Genomic DNA, 16167 nt, shown 5'->3' with positions numbered 1-16167 from the left:
CAGGAGCGCCCCCCCCCCCCCCCTGACGCGGCGCGCTTCCTGCTCCGAACCGGACTTCAAGCGTAGAGAGGCATCCATGAACGTCCAGACTCCTGTCGACCCCACCAACGAGCTGATCGAGCAGGCCCGGCGCGTGCTGCCGGGCGGCAGCTTCGGCAACATGCCGGCCGAGGTCATTCTCAAGGAAGGCAGGGGCGGCCACGTGTTCGACGAGGCGGGCAAGGAGTATGTCGACTTCCTGCTGGGCTCCGGCCCGATGTTCATCGGCCACGCCCATCCCGAGGTCACGGCGGCGGTGCAGTCGCAGGTGCCGCTCGGCACGACCTTGTTCGGCAACAATCGCCACGGCATCGCGCTCGCCGAGGCGATCGTCGACGCCGTGCCGTGCGCGGAGCAGGTGCGCTTCGTGTGCTCCGGCACCGAAGCCGATCTCTACGCGATGCGTGCCGCGCGGGCCTTCCGCAAGCGCGACAAGATCCTGAAGTTCGAGGGCGGATATCACGGCATGAGCGACTATGCGCTGGTGTCGCTGGCGCCCAAGGCTCCCGGCAACTTCCCGCGGGGTTCGATCGATTCGGCCGGCATTCCGAAGTCGGTGGCCGACGAGATGGTGGTCGCGGCCTTCAACGACATCGACATGGTGCGCAGCCTGATCGAGGAGCAGAAGGACGAGCTGGCCGGCGTCATCGTCGAGCCGTTCCAGCGACTGATCCCGCCCAAGCCCGGCTTCCTGCAGGCGCTGCGCGAGGTGACGGCCGAGCACGGCATCCCGCTGATCTTCGACGAGGTCGTGACCGGCTTCCGCTTCGCCTATGGCGGCGCCCAGGATTACTACGGCGTCGTTCCCGACCTCTGCACGCTGGGCAAGATCGTCGGCGGCGGCTTCGCGCTGGCAGCGATCGCCGGCCGCGCCGACATCATGAAGCATTTCGATCGTCTTGCGATGACCGACGAAGATTTCATCTTCCAGGTCGGCACGCTCTCGGGCAATCCGGTCGCGGCCGTCGCGGGCCTCGCAACGCTCGACGTGCTGAAGCGGCCGGGCACCTATGAAGGCGTATTCGCCAACGGCCGCAGGCTGATGGACACGCTCTCGGAGCTACTGAAGAAGCACGGCATCAACGCGCAGGTGATCGGCGAGCCGCCGCTGTTCGACATCATCTTTACCGACCAGCCGATCAAGGACTATCGCGACACGCTGAAGGCCGACACCGCGACCCTGAAGCGCTTCAACCAGGCGCTCCGCGCCCGCGGTATCATGAAGGGCGACAGCAAGTATTACGTCAGCGTGGCGCACACCCAGGCCGACATCGATCACACGATCGGCGCGTGGGAGGAGGCGCTCAGCGAGCTGAAGTCGGCGCGCTGAGCAGGTTGCCCAGGATCAGGCCGAGCGCGAGATCGTCTTCGGCCCCGAAACTGTGGCGCGCGATCCGGCCCTCGCGATCGACGATCACCGTCGAGGGCGTGCCCCGAAAGCCGTAGGCCGCCATGGTCTGCGGGATCGGCCCGTCGGGCGAGGCGCGATCGACGGCGACCGGGAAGGTGATCTTGTATTCGTGCAGGAACGCTTCGAGCGACACCGGCGTCATCGCCGCGTGATGCTCGAAGACGGTGTGCAGGCCCAGGACCACGAGCCCCTGGATCGACTTCGCAATCTCGTTCAGCTTGCGCGCCTGCGGGATCGCCGTCGAGACGCAGCCGGGACACAGCATCTGGAAGGCATGCAGCACGACGATGCGGCCGCGCAGGCTTTCCAGCGTGATCGGCTGGTCGGTGTTGAACCAGCGGTCGACGATGAGAGGCGGAGCGACAGGGCGTGCGGTGTCGGTCATCTAAGTTAAGGGTCCTTCGCTTCGCTCAGGATGACACCGTTTTCTGAAGCAGCGCACTGCGTCGCTTCAGTAAAATTGTCATCGCGGGCGGGGTAGCCCCCGCCCTGGAGTGAAGCGAAGGACCCTGCTCTTTTCTCAGGGGCTGTCGAGCCCCTTCGACTTCAGGATCTTGCCGTTCTCGGGATTAGCCAGCGCCAGCAGCAGTGCGTCGGCCGCGGCGCGGTTACGCGAGGCGAGGGATACGCCGCCGGAATAGATCGTGTAGTTCTGCACCATCAGCGGGATCGGGCCGACGAACTGCACGCCCGGCACGCCCATCAACTCGCTGCTCTGCTGGAGCGCGATGTCGGCCTTGCCGTCGACGATGCGGTCGGCGACCAGGCCGCCCTGGACCAGCACACTCTTGGGCTTGAGCTGGTCGGCGATGCCCATCTGCTGGAAGAGCTGGGCGAGGTAGATGCCGCTCGATCCCCCGGCCGCCGGGTCGATGTAGGCGATGGCGCGCGCGGCCAGCAACGCCTTCTTGAAACCGTCGACCTCTGAAATGTCGGGCACCGGCGCGCCCTGCTTGATCGCCATGCCGACGCCGGCGCGGGCCAGCTCCTTGGCGCTGCTCTCGGCGACGCGGGTGCGCAGCAGGGAGGCCATCGGGATCGGTGGGATCACCAGCACATCGAAATACTCGCCGTCGGCAACGCGCTTCTGCAGTGCGCCGGCCGTGCCGGTCTCGATCGTGACCTTGTGGCCGGTCTTCTTCTCGAAGTCGGCGACGATCTCGATGGCGGCCGACTTGTAGGCGCCGGCGGTCAGCAGCTTGAGGTCGGCAGCCGAGGCACCACCCGCGGCAAGGGCGAACAGGAGGACGAGCAGGACGCGCATGGTTTCCCTCAGGCTGGCGTGCCCATGACGTAGGGCTTCAGCGCAGCATACATCAGCGCATGCGTCGGTGTCGGGACATTGTGCTTCCGGCCCAGCTCCACGACCTTGCCCGACAGCCAGGGTAGCTCGATCCGGTTGCCGCGCAGCAGGTCGACCGCCATGGAAGCCATCAGGTGCGGCGGGGCATTGCGGTTGAAGTTGAAGGTCCGCTCGACGATGTCGGCGGGCAGGGTGACGCCCAGAGCACGGCCGACCGCGGCCACCTCCTCGTAGGCGGCGCCGAACATCGCGTTGACGTCGGCATCGTCGCGCAGCTTGCCGACCGGCAGACGGGTCAGCGCCATGACGCCGGCATTGGACGCGAGCAACACGAACTTGATCCAGAGGTCGGTCATGATGGCTTCGCTCAGCACGCCGTCGATGCCGGCCTTCCCGCACATCTCGGCGAAAGCCACGGCGCGCGGGCTGCGGCGGCCGTCGGGCTCGCCGAACACCATGCGCATGACCGTGCCGGTCTGGCGGATCAGGCCGGGCTCGGCGATGGTCGCACTGATATTGGCGACGCCCGGCATCACGGCACGGGCGCCGAGGATCGGGATCAGCCGCTCGTGGGCGTCGACGCCGTTCTGCAGCGTGATGACGGCGGTGTCGGGGCCGACCATCGGTTTGATCGCCGCGCCGGCGCTTTCGACGTCCCACAGCTTCACGCAGAACAGCACATAGTCGACCGGACCGACCGTGGCGGGATCGTCGGTTGCCTGGGTCGGGTTGAGGTGGGTGTTGCCGCGCGGGCTGTCGACGCGCAACCCCGCCTTCTTCATCGCCGCCAGATGCGCGCCGCGTGCGATGAAGGTGACGTCGGCGCCGGCATGGGCCAACGCAGCGCCGTATCCGCCTCCGACGCCGCCGGCGCCGACGACCGCAATCCGCATCGACTTACTCCCGCCTCTCGAGAATGCTGGCGACCAGCGTTGAGGACCTCACGCCGGTGAGCCGCGTCGGCACGGGGACGTCCAGCCGAAGCGCGCAATCGGCCGCCAGATTCCGTTCGTCGCCCTGGACCGCGACCGTCGCCTCTCCGTGCGGCGTGTAGGCGAAATGCGTGCCCGGTTCGATATGAAGCGTGCGTCCTTCGTCGAGTACGACGACGTCGATCTTCACCCGTGCGCGGCGGCCGATCAGGTTGACCACCTCGACCGGGCCGGCTTCCAGCCGGCTCACGATCGGGGTTTCGCCCGTGAAGCGTACCGGCCGAAAGGGCTGGCGCACGTCGATTTCCCCGGTCGGCGTCTCCAGCACCAGGCCGCTGCCCGAGACGAGAACCTGCACACGGTCGAAGCCCGTATAGTCGGAAAAGGGCCCGGGCTGCACGATGGGCGTCCGGCCGAACCGCCAGACATCGTCCTCGAAGGCGATGTCGACGGTCGTGCCGCCGCCGTTCTTCCACGGCGTGCGGAGATAACTGCTGGGATCGAGCAGGGTGAACACGGGACGCCTGTTACGGCGCAAGCGTGACGTTCAGCGTCTTGCCGACCGTATCGTTCCAGGTCTTGACGCAGTCCGGACCGCAGCGCTTGGCGAAGGACGGCAGGATGGCCTTGGTGAGGGCGTCCTTGCGCAGGGCCTCGTCGGCCGGCGTCACGGGAACCAGCTTCATGGCGGCGGGCGCGCCCTCGCTGCACGGGCCGGTGCCGGTGTTGCAGTTGATGCCGGTCTGCGTTTCGGTCCGGGCCTGCTCGAAGATCGACTTCTCGAGCTTGTTCAGTTCGGTCTGCAGGAAGGTCTGGACCTTGGGGTCGAGGGAGTTCCACCACTTCAGGTTCGCGAGCTGGGCGGCCACGCCGAAATTGACCGGCATGGGCGAAATGAACTTCGCGGCCTCGTGCCACTTCGACTTGTAGCCCGACAGCGCACCGGTGATGGCGCAATCGACCACGCCGCTGGCGAGCGCCGGCTGGACCTCGGCGAAGGCGATGTTGAGCGGCGAGGCGCCGATATGGGTGACGAAGGCCTGCTGCGACGCGCCCGACGCGCGGATCTTGCGGCCCTTCAGGTCGGCGATGGTGACGAAGGCGTCGCGGCAGTAGAGGACCTGCGCCTGGTAGGTACCGAAGCCCAGCAGCTTGATGCCGTGCTTCTCTTCGAGGAACTTGGCGTAGGCCGGGCGGATCGCCTCGATGACCTTCTCGAGTTCCTCGACGGAACCGACGAGGCCCACCAGGTCGGCGGCTTCGTTCATCGGCACTTCGCCGGAATTGTAGTTGAGCACGGTGGTCGCGAACTGAAGCGTGCCGCTGGAGACGAGGCGGAAGACCTCGGCACCCTTGAAGCCCAACTCGGTGAAGGGCTTGACCTGGACCTTGATGGCGCCGCCCGATGCCTTCGGCACCGTGTCCGTCCAGAAGGGCAGCTCGCGGTTGGTGTACATCGACAGGCCGCCGATGCTGCCCACGACGTTGAAAGAGGTCGAGGGCAGTGCCGCAGGCGTCTGCGCCGAGGCGCCACCGGCGATGAAAGACCCGGCAAGAGCTGCTGCCGCGATGAGATGCTTCAGGGACATGAAATCCTCCTTTGTAAGGTCAGGCCTTGAGAAGAGCCGGCAGCCAGAGGGCCAGCTGGGGAAACGCAATCAGGATGCCGATCATGACGATCATCATCACCACGAACGGCAGCGCGCCGATGCAGAGGTCGGCGAAGGCGCCGCCGCGCCGCACCGCCTGCACGACATAGAGGTTCAAGCCGACCGGCGGGGTGATCAGGGCGGCCTCCATCAGGATGACGAAGACGATGCCCCACCAGACCGGGCTGTAGCCGAGGGCAACGATGACCGGCACCACGACCGGGGTCGTGGCGATCATCATGGACAGCGTCTCCATGAAGCAGCCCAGGATCAGGTAGAACACGACGATGGCGATCAGCATGCCGAGCGGCGACAGGCCGAGCGCCAGCACCGTGTCGGTGATCGCCTTGACGAGGCCGATCGACACCATGACGAAGTTGAGGAAGAAGGCCGCGATCACGATCAGCATGACCATGCAGGTCGTACGCACCGTGCCCTCGAAGGCGCGCAGCAGGACCGGCACGGTGAGCTGGCCGTTGGCCGCGACCAGGCCCAGCGTTGCCATCAGGCCGAGCGCGGCGGCCTCGGTCGGCGTGGCGATGCCGGCGTAGATCGACCCCACGACGACGAGGAAAAGGCCGAGCGGCGGCAGCAGGTTCTTCAGGCCCGACACGCGTTCGCGCCAGAGGTTCGCCGTTTCAGCTTTGGGGCCGGCCCATTGCGGCCGGAACAGGCAGAGCGCCAGCACCATCAGCGAGAACAATCCCGCCAGCAGGAAGCCGGGAATGAAGCCCGCCGCATAGAGATCAGCCACCGAGGTGTCCGTGAGCACAGCGTAGATGATCATGTTGATCGAGGGCGGTATCAGGATGCCCAGCGTCCCGCCGGCCGCGATCGAGCCCAGGAAGAGCGGCCGGTTGTAGCCGCCCTTGTCCATGTTGGGGATGGCGACGGTCCCGATGGTGGCGGCCGTGGCCACCGACGAGCCCGAGGTGGCGGCGAAGATCGCGCTTGCGGCGATGTTGGTGTGGATGAGCCTGCCGGGAATGCGCGCGAACCACGGCGTCAGCGCCGAGAACAGGCGTTCGCTCATGCCCGACCGGTGCATCAGCTCGCCCATCATGATGAACATGGGCGCGGCGATCAGGATGAAGTCGTTCGAGGAGTTCCAGGCAAGTTCGCCGATCGCCCCGGTCATGGGGAAGAAGGCGAAGCGCTCCGAGAGGACATAGGCCATCAGGCCCAGCGCGGCCGCGACCGGCAGGCTGATGCCGACCAGGACGACGAGCAGCGTGAAGGCTGTCCCGATCATCGCCCGGCTCCGTCGGCGGGCGATGTCTGTTCGACGCCCGCCTGGCTAATCTCCTCGTTGACGCGCAGGCTGCCGATCAGGGCATCGAAGCCGTGACGATCGCCGGCCACTAGGCGCAGCACGGCCTGGATGGGCAGCAGGACCGCGACACAGGCAAACCAGAAGATGCCGATCCACCAGATCGACTGCGGCAGCGCCATCGGCGTCTGGAGGGCGGACACGGACTTGGCGTTCATCGCCATCGACTGGGCGAGCGTGCCCCAGCAGAACCAGGCGAGTGCGACCGCGATCACCGCCAGCGAAAAGGCCGCGATGAGGTCGAAGGCGACTCTGACCGGCCGCGGAAAGGCATCGAGCAGGATATCGACCCGGATATGGGTCTTGGAGGTGGTGGCGAAGCCGAGGCCGAGCCCGATGCAGGCGGCCAGGGCATAGCCCGACATCTCGAAGCTCTCGACCATGCCACGCTTGAAGAGGAAGCGCGTGATGACGTCGATGGTGATCAGGCCGCTGCAGCCGACGAGGATGATGGCCCCCCCGATCCACGACAGGATGCGCGAGATACGCTGGGGCCACGGTTCGGGTGGCAGGAGACGCGATGACTCACTCATAAGACCGAAATGCTCCCCCAGGGACGGCGCCCCCGCAGCCGTCAGGACCCGAGCAATGTCCGGGCCATGTCACCTTGTAATGCGTGGGTTGGTCGCCCGCTAGGGTACGATCCGCTCCTTGCGGAAGCGGGTCAGCAGGCGCTCGAACATGGCCTCGCTGTCGACCACCTCGTGGAAGCCGTGCTGGCGGCTTTTGGTGACGTCGGACATCACGTCCCAGTCGGAACCGAACACATAGTCGGCGAAGGGCCAGGCGACGAGCTGGCCGAAATCGAACTTCTTCAGTCGGTATTTCTTCGTCATCGCCGCCCACATTTCGGCCTTGTCGGCCATCTGCTGGGTCAGGCTGATGGTCTGCAACTCGCCCACCTTCATGTCGAAGACCTGCGCGATGCGGGGCCAGACGTTGCGCCAGCGGAAATAGTCGCCGTTGGTGATGTTGTAGGCCTGGTTGGCGGCGCGCTTCTCGGTGGCGGCCCACAGGGCGGCACTCGCGAAGTGCGAGGAGTCCGTCACCTGATAGATGGTGCCGTAGGCGCCCGGCTTGCCGGGGAAGCGCAGCGGCAGGCCGAGTTCTTTCGAGATCGTGGCATAGACGGCGATGGCCGGCATGATGCTCATCGCCGTGCCCGGCGCGAAGCCGCAGAGAGTCTGGGGCCTGAGTTCGGTCCAGCTCCACGCCTTGCCGCGCTGGAACGCCGTCAGCCAGTCGATCTGGTCGAAGTAGAAGTCCGGCGGCATGTGGCGCGGATCGGTCTCTCGCATCGGCGTCTTCAGAGGCCCGAGATGCGTGCCGTAATACTTGGTGCCGGTGACCAGCACGACGCGCTGCAGTTTTTTGGACGCCCCGGCGATGGCGGTCACCGAATTCACCAGCATGTCGCGATTGGGTGCGATCACCGACGCATAGCCCGCCGCGTTGCCGGTGCCGGCCTGGAAAGCGGCGTAGAAGACGTGGCTGACGTCGCGCAGCCCTTCGAGCTTCACGGCCACATCGTCGAGGTCGAGCAGGTCGACGGAGATGTGGCGATAGCGCGGTCCGTTCTTCTCCGGCCGGCGCGACAGGCCGATCACCTGCCAGTCGCCCTCCGCCACAAGCCGCTCGACGATATAGCGGCCGATGACGCCCAGCGCGCCGACCACGACGGCTTTCTTCTGCATGTCCTACCTCGTCGTCGCAATGGTGCCGCTGGCCAACAGGGCCTCGATCTCACTTTCCGAGTAGCCGTGTTCGCCCAGGATCGCGCGGCTGTGCTGGCCGGTCACCGGGGCTTCGGCGCGGGCCGTTCCGGGCGCCGGCGGCAGCATGCCGGGCAGGGCGGGCACCGGGACCTTTTGTGGTACGCCGGCCTGCTCGAGCCAGTGGATCAGCCCGGTCTCCTTCACATGCGGCTGCTCCAGGAAGTCGGCGTAGCTGTTCAGCCGCTCGTGCATCAGCTTCGCCTCCGTGAGCTTCTCGCTCCAGTGCGCGGAGGGCTTCGACTCGATCATCGGCCGCACGATCGCATAGAGCGCCGCCTCGTTGGCGAGGCGCGCCGCCGGCGTGGCGAAGCGCTCTTCGTGTGCCAGCGCAGGCACCTCCATCAGCGCGCAGAGGCTCTGCCAGTCGCGGTCCTTGAGGGCCAGGATCGACATCCAGCCGTCGGCCGTCCTGAACACGCCGCCGGGAACGCCGCCGGGCTTCATCGTGCCACCCTCGAGATGGCAGGCCATCAGCCGGATCGACTGCAATGCCGTCGCCGATTGCATCAGGCTCACGTCGATGTAGCGCCCCTTCGTCTCGTCGCGGCGCGCGTAGAGCGCGGCGCTGACGGCCTGGAAGGCGTAGAGCGCCGTCGACATGTCGACGACGATTACCGGCACGCGATGGGGAATCCCGTCCTCGCCACGATTCTCCGCCATCATGCCGGTATAGGCCTGCAACACTGGATCCATCGCGGGACGCTCGGCCAGCGGCCCGGTCTGGCCGAAGCCCGAGATCGACACATAGAGCAGACGCGGCACGCGGGCCGACACCGACGCATAGTCGAAGCCCAGGCGCTTGATCGCGCCGGGCCGGAAGCCTTCGAGGAAGATGTCGGCGTCCTTCAGCAGGCGCCAGACGATCTCCTTGCCGGCCTCGCTCTTCAGGTCCACCGACAGGCTGCGCTTGCCCATGTTGCCGATGATCGAGAAGGCGCTGTGGCTCTCATAGTGGACGCCGAGCGTGCGCGCCCAGTCGCCCTCGCCGATCCCCTCGACCTTGATCACCTCTGCGCCGTGCTGGGCCAGCAGCATGGCGCAATAGGGGCCGGCAATGCCCTGGCTCAGGTCGACGACCTTGAGGCCGGCGAAAGGCGCGTCGTAGCTCATGCGAGCTTGACCAGCATTTTGCCGAAGTTCTCGCCGCGCAGCAGGCCGATGAAGGCGCGCGGCGCCTTGTCGATGCCCTCGACGATGTCCTCGCGGTACTTGAGCTGGCCGCTGCGGATCCATTCCCCCATCTGGCGCATCGCAGGACCGTAATGCTGCGCGAAGTCGGTGACGATGAAGCCGCGCGCCATCACGCGCTTGCCGACAAAGGTGCCAAGCAGGCGCGGCCCCATCGAGGCGCCGGTCGCGTTGTACTGCGAGATCGAGCCGCACAGCGCCACGCGGCCGAAGAAGTTGATATTGCGCAGCACGGCGTCGGTGATCTCGCCGCCGACATTGTCGAAGTAGACGTCGGGCCCGTTGGGGCAGGCCGCGCGCAGCGCGGCGTCGAGGTCCTTCTCCGCCTTGTAGTCGATGCAGGCATCGAAGCCGAGCTCGTCCTTCACGAAGGCGCACTTCTTCGCGCCGCCGGCGATGCCGACGGTGCGGCACCCCATGATCTTGGCGATCTGCCCCACCACCTGGCCGACCGCACCCGAGGCCGCCGACACCACGACCGTCTCGCCGGGCTTGGGCTGGCCGACATGCAGCAGGCCGAAATAGGCGGTCATGCCGGGCATGCCCAGCACGCCGTTGGCGGTCGAGATCGGCGCCAGCGAGGGATCGACCTTGCGCAGCGCCGGTCCGCCGCCGATCGCATACTCCTGCCAGCCGAGCCGGTCCTCGACGATGTCGCCGACCTTGAAGTCCGGGTGCTGCGAGGCCACGACCTCGCCCACCGTGCCGCCGGTCATTACCTCGCCGAGGCCGACAGCGGCAGCGTAGGAAGCGGCGTCGCGCATGCGGCCACGCTGGTAAGGATCGAGCGAGAGATAGTGGACCTTGACCAGCACCTCGCCGTGACGAGGCTCGGGAACCGGTGCTTCCTCGACGCGGAAATCGGATTCGGCCGGCTCGCCGGGCGGGCGGCGCACGAGGACGACGCGGCGGTGCGTTTTGGGGATGGTCATGAGCGGTTGCCTCCGATTGTCTTTGGACCCCACCATAGCGCGGGATTTGCAGGAGCTGCCATGCCGACGATCCGCCGTCTTTCGTTCATCGGACTCGAATATGCCTTCGCGCCGGAAAAAGCCTACGGCATGTCGCGGGGCGGCGGCTTCCGGCGCCAGGGCGGGCTGGTCGAGGTCGAGACCGACCAGGGCGTGAAGGGCATCGGCGAGGCCTTCGGCAATCCGCTGGTCACGCGCGAGTATTTCCGCATGCTCGAGCCGATGTTCGTCGGCCGCAGCGTCTTCGACTTCGACCATGTCGAGGCGCGCGTGCGCAACGCGATCTATCACCTGGGCGTCGGCAACCAGCTCACCTCGTGCCTTGCCGGAATCAACGTGGCGCTGTGGGATGCCATCGCGCGGGGCTTCGGCGTGCGCGTCTGCGACCTGATCGGCGGCTGCGGCGCGACACGCTTTCCGGCCTACGCCTCGACCGGCTTCTTTTCCAATGACCCGGATCGCCAGCTCGAGCACATGATGGCGGAGGCCGCGGCCCATCCCTATGCCGGGACCAAGATCAAAATCGGCCGCGGCATCAGGAGCGACATCGAGCGCGTGAAGCTCGCGCGCGAAGCGATTGGGCCGGACAAGCTGCTGCTGGTCGACATCAATGGCGCTTATACCGTCGACGTGGCGCTGGAATGCGCACGGGCGATCGAGCCGTTCGGCATCCACTGGATCGAGGAGCCGCTGCCGCCGGGCGATTTCCGCGGCTATGCCGAATTGCGCGCGCGTTCGCCGATCGCCCTGGCGGCCGGCGAGGCGCATCACGCGGTCCGCGACTTCCGTGCGCTGATCGACGGGCGTTGCATCGACATCGTTCAGCCCTCGATTCCGGGTGTGGGCGGAATCACCGAGGCCAAGCGCATCGTGGCGCTGGCGCACGCGCAGAACCTGCGGGTCGCGCCGCATGTCTGGGGCGGGGCGGTGGGCCTCGCGACCGCCTGCCACTTCCTGGCCGCGCTGCCGGCGACACCGCACACCGAGCATCCGCCGCATCCCTCGATGCTCGAATACGACATGAGCGACAACGAACTGCGCACCAGGCTGCTCAAGACGCCGCTCAAGCTCGAAGACGGGCACGTCCTGCTGCCGGACGGGCCCGGCCTCGGCATCGAGCTCGATTGGGATGCGGTCGAACGCTACCGGGTCTGCTGATGGCGCCGGTCAAGGTCGATCCGGCCAAGGTCCGCCTCTTCGAGGACGCGGGGAGCTTCTACAAGTGGCTCGGCAGGCACCACGACAAGGAAGACGAACTCTGGATCAGGATCTTCAAGATCAAGTCGGGGGTGCAGTCGATCACGGCCAAGGAAGCCATCGACGTCGTTCTCTGCTGGGGCTGGATCGACGGCATCTGCAAGGGACTCGACGAGAAGAGCTTCCTGCAGCGCTATACGCCGCGCCGCCCCCGGAGCATCTGGAGCCAGGTCAACGTCGAGAACGTCGCGCGGCTGATCGGGGAAGGGCGCATGACGGTGCACGGGCTGGACCAGGTGGAGGCCGCGAAGAAGGATGGTCGCTGGGAGCGCGCCTATCGGACCAGGGGCTCGACGATTCCCGACGAACTGCAGGCGGCCATCGACGCCGAGCCCGAGGCGAAGGCGATGCTGGCCCGGCTCAATGCCCAGAACCGCTTTGCGCTGGCCTTCCAGCTCAACAACCTCAAGACCGAGGCGGGGCGAAAGCGGAAGATCGCGACCTTCGTCGAGATGCTGAAGCGCGGCGAGACGCTCTATCCGCAGGGAACAAAGAAGGCCTAGGAACAGTCAGCGCAGGGTCGGATCGAGCCGGTCGCGCAGCCAGTCGCCTAAAAGGCTGATCGACAGCGTTGTGAGAACGATGGTGGCGGCCGGCGCCAGCATGATCCACGGCGCGTGGCTGATGTATTCGCGGCCGTAGCCCACCATGTTGCCGAGCGAGGCGAGCGGCGGCTGCACGCCGAGGCCGAGGAACGACAGGCCACTTTCCAGCAGGATGATCTCGGGGAAGGTGAGCGTCATCGACACGATCAGGGTCGAGGCGATGTTCGGCAGGATGTGCAGGCTGTAGATGCGTGCCGGGCTGGCGCCGAGCTGGCGGATCGCGGCGGCATAGCCCTGTTCGTTGGCCGCCAGGGTGAGGCCGCGGGTGATGCGGGCGTAGCGTTCCCAGGAATGGAAGCCCATCAGCGCGATGAACAGCGGCAGGCTGTTGCCGAGGAAGGCCAGCACCGACAGCGCGATGATCATGAACGGCATGCTGGCCTGGAAATCGATGGCCATCAGCACGACCTGCTCGATGGCCTTGCGGAAATGCGCGGCGAGGAAGCCCAGCGCCGTGCCGAGCGTCGCGGCGATCAGGGTGCCGAACAGCGCTATCAGGAGGCTCATGCGGATCGACATGATGAGGCGCGAGAGCACGTCGCGGCCGAGTTCGTCGGTGCCCAGCAGATGGGCCCATGTCCCGCCCATCAGGACGGGCGGCGCCAGCCGCGCCTTGAGGTCGAGCGCGGTGATCGAATAGGGCACCAGGAAGTCCGCCCCCAGTGCCGTCACGATCATCAGCACCAGCCACGCGAGCGCCAGCGTGACGCCCAGCGGCACGGCGAAAAGCCGGCGGCGGGCGGAGAGAGCTTGAACTTGTTCGGCGATGGCCATGGTCAATGCGCCGCAGCGGTGCCGCGCACGCGCGGATCGAGCCAGCCGTAGGCGAGATCGACAGCGAGATTGGCCATCACCATCCACGCCGCGATCACCATCAGGATCGCCTGCACGACGGCGAGATCGCGATTGGCGACCGCCGACACGAGCAGCCTTCCGATGCCCGGCCAGGAGAAGACGCTTTCGACGACCACAGCGCCCGCCACCAGGCTGCCCACCATGAAGCCGACGATCGTGACGGTCGGGATCGCGGCGTTTGGCAATGCATGGCGCCGCACGACGGTGTGCCATGTCACGCCCTTGGCCGAGGCGGCGCGAATGTAGGGCTGGCCCAGCACTTCGAGCATCGCCGAGCGCGTGAATCGCGCCATGATGGCTGCGCCGCCGATGCCGAGCGTCAGGATCGGCAGGATGGCCGAGGACAGGCCGTTGTTGCCGCTGGCCGGCAGCCAGCCGAGCTGGACCGCGAAAACCAGCACCAGCAGCAGCGCCAGCACGAAGCTCGGCATGGTGAAGCCCGCGACCGAAGCCGCCATGGTCAACCGGTCGGCCATGGAATTGCGATGAAGCGCTGCATAGATGCCGGCCGGAATGCCCATCCCGATCTTGAGCGCCAGCGCCGGCAGGGTGATGGCGAGCGTCGCCGGCACCCGTTCCATGACGAGCTCAATGGCGGGTCGGCCGTCGCGCATCGACTTGCCGAAGTCGCCGGTAAAGGCGTGGCCGATATAGGCGAGGTACTGTTCCCAGATCGGCTGGTTGAGGCCCCAGGATTCGCGGAAGGCCGCGATCGCCTCGGGCGGCGCGTCGACCGACATGATCAGCAGCGCCGGATCGCCCGAGAGGCGCAGCACCACGAAGGCGAAGGTCATCACGAACAGGATGGTGAGGCCCGCGCGCAGCAGGCGCGAGATGGCAAACGTCAGCATCAGGCGGCGACCCGGAGGGCAGGTTCGTGGACGCGATGGCAGGCGACCATCCGGCCGCCGGGCATGGGCTGAAGCGTCGGCGCCTCGGCGCGGCACTGCGCGGTGGCGAAGGGGCAGCGCGTATGGAAGGCGCAGCCGGACGGCACGTTCACCGGGTTGGGCGGATCGCCCTGCAGCAGCAGTCGCTCGCGCCTGGGGCCGCCGCCGAAAGTCACCGTCGGGATCGCGGCCACCAGCGCGCGCGTATAGGGATGCGCCGGGGAGGCGAACAGGCTCTCGGCCTCTCCCTGCTCGACGATGCGGCCGAGATACATGACGGCGACGTCGTGGCTCACCTGCCGCACGACCTTGAGATCGTGGCTGATGAACAGGTAGGCGATGCCCAGCCGTTCCTGCAGGTCGAGCAGCAGGTTCACGACCTGCGCCTGGATCGACACGTCGAGCGCCGAGATCGGCTCGTCGCAGACCAGCAGGTCCGGGCTCGTCATCAGGGCGCGCGCCAGCACCACGCGCTGGCGCTGGCCGCCCGAAAGCTCGTGCGGGTAGCGTTCATACTGGTGCGGCTGCAGGCCGACCGATTCCATGGTCGCGCGAGCGCGCTCGCGGCGCTCGGCCGGCGAGACCCGTTCGTGGATGGCCAGCGGCTCCTCGATCTGCGTGCCGATCGGCAGCCGCCGGTCGAGCGCGCCCAGTGGATCCTGGTAGACCATCTGGATGTGCCGCCGCAGGCCGCGCCAGGCTGGCGTGCCGACGGGAGGCAGCGGCTGCCCGCGATAGCGCACCGTGCCGGCGGTGGGCGGCACCAAGCCCAGCACCAGTTTGCCGGTCGTCGACTTGCCGCAGCCCGATTCGCCCACCAGGCCGAGCGTGCGTCCGCGTTCGAGGGTAAGCGACACACCGTCGACCGCGCGCAACACGGACTTCGGTCCGAAGAAGCCTTCGCTCGAGCGGACCTTGTAGTGACGCCGGAGCTCGGTGGCCTGCAGCAGGGCGCTCATTCGGCGGCCCGCGGCAGCGACCAGACCGACAGACCCGCCTCGACCTGGCGATGGCAGGCCGCAACATGGAGGAAGCCGACCGTGCGCGAGGGCGGCGGCACGGTCGCGCATCGCGTCTCGGCGACAGGGCAGCGCGGCGCGAAGCGGCAACCCGCCGGCATGCTGCCGGGATCGGGCACGGTACCGGGAATGGCGGTGAGGCGGCGGCGCGGCCCGGTGAGCGCGGGCAGGGCCGCCAACAGCCCCTGCGTGTAGGGATGACGTGCCGAACCGAACAGGTCGGCGCCGGGTGCTTCCTCGACGAGACGGCCGGCATACATCACCGCCACGCGATCGACGTTTTCGGCCACGACGCCGAGATCGTGGCTGATCAGCACCAGCGCCATGCCGGTGTCGCGGCGGATGCTGGCGAGCAGCGCCAGGATCTGCGCCTGGATCGTAGCGTCAAGCGCCGTCGTGGGTTCGTCGGCGACTAGCAGATCGGGCTGGCCGGCCAGCGCCATCGCGATCATCACGCGCTGGTTCAGGCCACCGGACAGAAGGTGCGGATAGTCGGAGAGGCGTCGGCGGGCGTCGGCGATACCGACCTGGTCGAGCAGGCGCAGCGCCTCGGCCTCGGCGGCATGTCCGGCGAGGTTGCGATGCAGGCCGAGCGCCTCGACGAGCTGGCGGCCGATGCGATGGACGGGATTGAGGCAGCTCGACGGGTCCTGGAAGATCATGGCGATGCGCTTGCCGCGCACCCGTTCGAGATCGCCGCGCGAGGCGCCGACCAGCTCCTGCTTTTCGAGTCGCACCGACCCGGTCACGCGCGCCCTGGCCGGCAGGAGACCGAGCGCCGCAAGCCAGGTCACGCTCTTGCCCGAGCCCGATTCGCCCACGATGCCCAGCGCTTCGCCGGGCGCGATCTCGAGGGTCACGCCGTCGACGGCGCGCGCGGTTTGCGCGCCGCCCGCGAAATCGACCGTGAGGCCGCGCACCGCGACGAGGGGAGCCGTCATCG

The 16167-nt window shown here is 67.4% G+C and carries 17 protein-coding genes; 3 read left to right on the top strand and 14 right to left on the bottom strand.

Translation table 11 applies throughout. The annotated features are described in order from the left end of the window. Nucleotides 1-76: 76 nt before the first annotated feature. Entirely contained in the window at nucleotides 77-1369 is a 1293-nt protein-coding gene (locus KQ910_RS02245) for an aspartate aminotransferase family protein (RefSeq protein WP_216956754.1), read from the top strand. Here KQ910_RS02245 and KQ910_RS02240 read toward each other — a convergent pair. The 10 genes from KQ910_RS02240 to curA form a co-directional block, all read right to left on the bottom strand. Further along, entirely contained in the window at nucleotides 1344-1835 is a 492-nt protein-coding gene (locus tag KQ910_RS02240) for a redoxin domain-containing protein (protein WP_216956752.1), read from the bottom strand. The genes KQ910_RS02245 and KQ910_RS02240 overlap by 26 nt on opposite strands. Nucleotides 1836-1970: 135 nt before the next feature. Then, entirely contained in the window at nucleotides 1971-2714 is a 744-nt protein-coding gene (locus tag KQ910_RS02235; RefSeq protein ID WP_216956751.1) for a substrate-binding domain-containing protein, read from the bottom strand. 8 nt (nucleotides 2715-2722) lie between these two features. Beyond that, entirely contained in the window at nucleotides 2723-3646 is a 924-nt protein-coding gene (locus tag KQ910_RS02230; RefSeq protein WP_216956749.1) for a 2-dehydropantoate 2-reductase, read from the bottom strand. Between the two features lie 4 nt (nucleotides 3647-3650). Further along, complete coding sequence (locus KQ910_RS02225) at nucleotides 3651-4202, bottom strand: HutD/Ves family protein (protein ID WP_216956747.1); 552 nt, start codon at nucleotides 4200-4202, stop codon at nucleotides 3651-3653. A 10-nt stretch (nucleotides 4203-4212) separates the two neighbouring features. After that, on the bottom strand, nucleotides 4213-5274 hold the full coding sequence (locus KQ910_RS02220) for a TRAP transporter substrate-binding protein (protein WP_216956745.1): 1062 nt from the start codon (nucleotides 5272-5274) through the stop codon (nucleotides 4213-4215). Between the two features lie 19 nt (nucleotides 5275-5293). Then, nucleotides 5294-6586 carry a TRAP transporter large permease gene (locus KQ910_RS02215; RefSeq protein ID WP_216956742.1) on the bottom strand — a complete coding sequence of 431 codons (1293 nt, stop codon included), beginning with the start codon at nucleotides 6584-6586 and terminating at the stop codon, nucleotides 5294-5296. Then, nucleotides 6583-7197: a TRAP transporter small permease subunit gene (locus KQ910_RS02210; protein ID WP_216956740.1), complete on the bottom strand. Its 615-nt coding sequence runs from the start codon at nucleotides 7195-7197 to the stop codon at nucleotides 6583-6585. The genes KQ910_RS02215 and KQ910_RS02210 overlap by 4 nt, the downstream gene beginning before the upstream one ends. A 99-nt stretch (nucleotides 7198-7296) precedes the next feature. Next, nucleotides 7297-8358, bottom strand: a complete 1062-nt coding sequence (locus KQ910_RS02205) for an SDR family oxidoreductase (RefSeq protein WP_216956739.1) — start codon at nucleotides 8356-8358, stop codon at nucleotides 7297-7299. 3 nt (nucleotides 8359-8361) lie between these two features. Then, entirely contained in the window at nucleotides 8362-9549 is a 1188-nt protein-coding gene (locus KQ910_RS02200) for a CaiB/BaiF CoA transferase family protein (RefSeq protein WP_216956736.1), read from the bottom strand. Then, entirely contained in the window at nucleotides 9546-10559 is a 1014-nt protein-coding gene (gene curA, locus KQ910_RS02195) for an NADPH-dependent curcumin/dihydrocurcumin reductase (RefSeq protein WP_216956735.1), read from the bottom strand. Before curA ends, KQ910_RS02200 begins: the two co-directional genes overlap by 4 nt. A 60-nt stretch (nucleotides 10560-10619) precedes the next feature. Here curA and KQ910_RS02190 point away from each other — a divergent pair, with 60 nt between their 5' ends. Both KQ910_RS02190 and KQ910_RS02185 read left to right on the top strand, forming a co-directional pair. Beyond that, nucleotides 10620-11756, top strand: a complete 1137-nt coding sequence (locus KQ910_RS02190; protein ID WP_216956733.1) for a mandelate racemase/muconate lactonizing enzyme family protein — start codon at nucleotides 10620-10622, stop codon at nucleotides 11754-11756. Then, nucleotides 11756-12358 (top strand): YdeI/OmpD-associated family protein, encoded by a 603-nt coding sequence (locus tag KQ910_RS02185; protein WP_216956731.1) that lies wholly within the window; start codon nucleotides 11756-11758, stop codon nucleotides 12356-12358. Before KQ910_RS02190 ends, KQ910_RS02185 begins: the two co-directional genes overlap by 1 nt. A 6-nt stretch (nucleotides 12359-12364) precedes the next feature. On the opposite strand, the gene KQ910_RS02180 is transcribed toward KQ910_RS02185, so the two are convergent. The 4 genes from KQ910_RS02180 to KQ910_RS02165 are packed head-to-tail and all read right to left on the bottom strand — an operon-like array spanning nucleotide 12365 to nucleotide 16165. After that, entirely contained in the window at nucleotides 12365-13234 is an 870-nt protein-coding gene (locus KQ910_RS02180) for an ABC transporter permease (protein WP_216956729.1), read from the bottom strand. Between the two features lie 2 nt (nucleotides 13235-13236). Then, on the bottom strand, nucleotides 13237-14166 hold the full coding sequence (locus KQ910_RS02175) for an ABC transporter permease (RefSeq protein ID WP_216956727.1): 930 nt from the start codon (nucleotides 14164-14166) through the stop codon (nucleotides 13237-13239). Then, nucleotides 14166-15164, bottom strand: a complete 999-nt coding sequence (locus KQ910_RS02170; RefSeq protein WP_216956720.1) for an ABC transporter ATP-binding protein — start codon at nucleotides 15162-15164, stop codon at nucleotides 14166-14168. Before KQ910_RS02170 ends, KQ910_RS02175 begins: the two co-directional genes overlap by 1 nt. Beyond that, the gene (locus KQ910_RS02165) at nucleotides 15161-16165 is read right to left on the bottom strand and encodes an ABC transporter ATP-binding protein (protein WP_216956718.1); all 1005 of its coding nucleotides are present in this window, start codon (nucleotides 16163-16165) and stop codon (nucleotides 15161-15163) included. The genes KQ910_RS02170 and KQ910_RS02165 overlap by 4 nt, the downstream gene beginning before the upstream one ends. Nucleotides 16166-16167: the final 2 nt, after the last annotated feature.

It is taken from the genome of Reyranella humidisoli, assembly GCF_019039055.1.
In the GTDB taxonomy this organism is placed as follows: Bacteria; Pseudomonadota; Alphaproteobacteria; order Reyranellales; family Reyranellaceae; genus Reyranella; species Reyranella humidisoli.
This window is presented reverse-complemented; position numbering and strand designations above follow the sequence as displayed.

Coding starts and splice junctions, on each gene's coding strand:
- KQ910_RS02230 (WP_216956749.1), bottom strand. CDS start 3,646: ATGCGGATTGCGGTCGTCGGCGCCGGCGGCGTCGGAGGCGGATACGGC.
- KQ910_RS02165 (WP_216956718.1), bottom strand. CDS start 16,165: ATGACGGCTCCCCTCGTCGCGGTGCGCGGCCTCACGGTCGATTTCGCG.
- KQ910_RS02245 (WP_216956754.1), top strand. CDS start 77: ATGAACGTCCAGACTCCTGTCGACCCCACCAACGAGCTGATCGAGCAG.
- curA (WP_216956735.1), bottom strand. CDS start 10,559: ATGACCATCCCCAAAACGCACCGCCGCGTCGTCCTCGTGCGCCGCCCG.
- KQ910_RS02190 (WP_216956733.1), top strand. CDS start 10,620: ATGCCGACGATCCGCCGTCTTTCGTTCATCGGACTCGAATATGCCTTC.
- KQ910_RS02215 (WP_216956742.1), bottom strand. CDS start 6,586: ATGATCGGGACAGCCTTCACGCTGCTCGTCGTCCTGGTCGGCATCAGC.
- KQ910_RS02175 (WP_216956727.1), bottom strand. CDS start 14,166: ATGCTGACGTTTGCCATCTCGCGCCTGCTGCGCGCGGGCCTCACCATC.
- KQ910_RS02200 (WP_216956736.1), bottom strand. CDS start 9,549: ATGAGCTACGACGCGCCTTTCGCCGGCCTCAAGGTCGTCGACCTGAGC.
- KQ910_RS02180 (WP_216956729.1), bottom strand. CDS start 13,234: ATGGCCATCGCCGAACAAGTTCAAGCTCTCTCCGCCCGCCGCCGGCTT.
- KQ910_RS02220 (WP_216956745.1), bottom strand. CDS start 5,274: ATGTCCCTGAAGCATCTCATCGCGGCAGCAGCTCTTGCCGGGTCTTTC.
- KQ910_RS02170 (WP_216956720.1), bottom strand. CDS start 15,164: ATGAGCGCCCTGCTGCAGGCCACCGAGCTCCGGCGTCACTACAAGGTC.
- KQ910_RS02185 (WP_216956731.1), top strand. CDS start 11,756: ATGGCGCCGGTCAAGGTCGATCCGGCCAAGGTCCGCCTCTTCGAGGAC.
- KQ910_RS02205 (WP_216956739.1), bottom strand. CDS start 8,358: ATGCAGAAGAAAGCCGTCGTGGTCGGCGCGCTGGGCGTCATCGGCCGC.
- KQ910_RS02235 (WP_216956751.1), bottom strand. CDS start 2,714: ATGCGCGTCCTGCTCGTCCTCCTGTTCGCCCTTGCCGCGGGTGGTGCC.
- KQ910_RS02240 (WP_216956752.1), bottom strand. CDS start 1,835: ATGACCGACACCGCACGCCCTGTCGCTCCGCCTCTCATCGTCGACCGC.
- KQ910_RS02210 (WP_216956740.1), bottom strand. CDS start 7,197: ATGAGTGAGTCATCGCGTCTCCTGCCACCCGAACCGTGGCCCCAGCGT.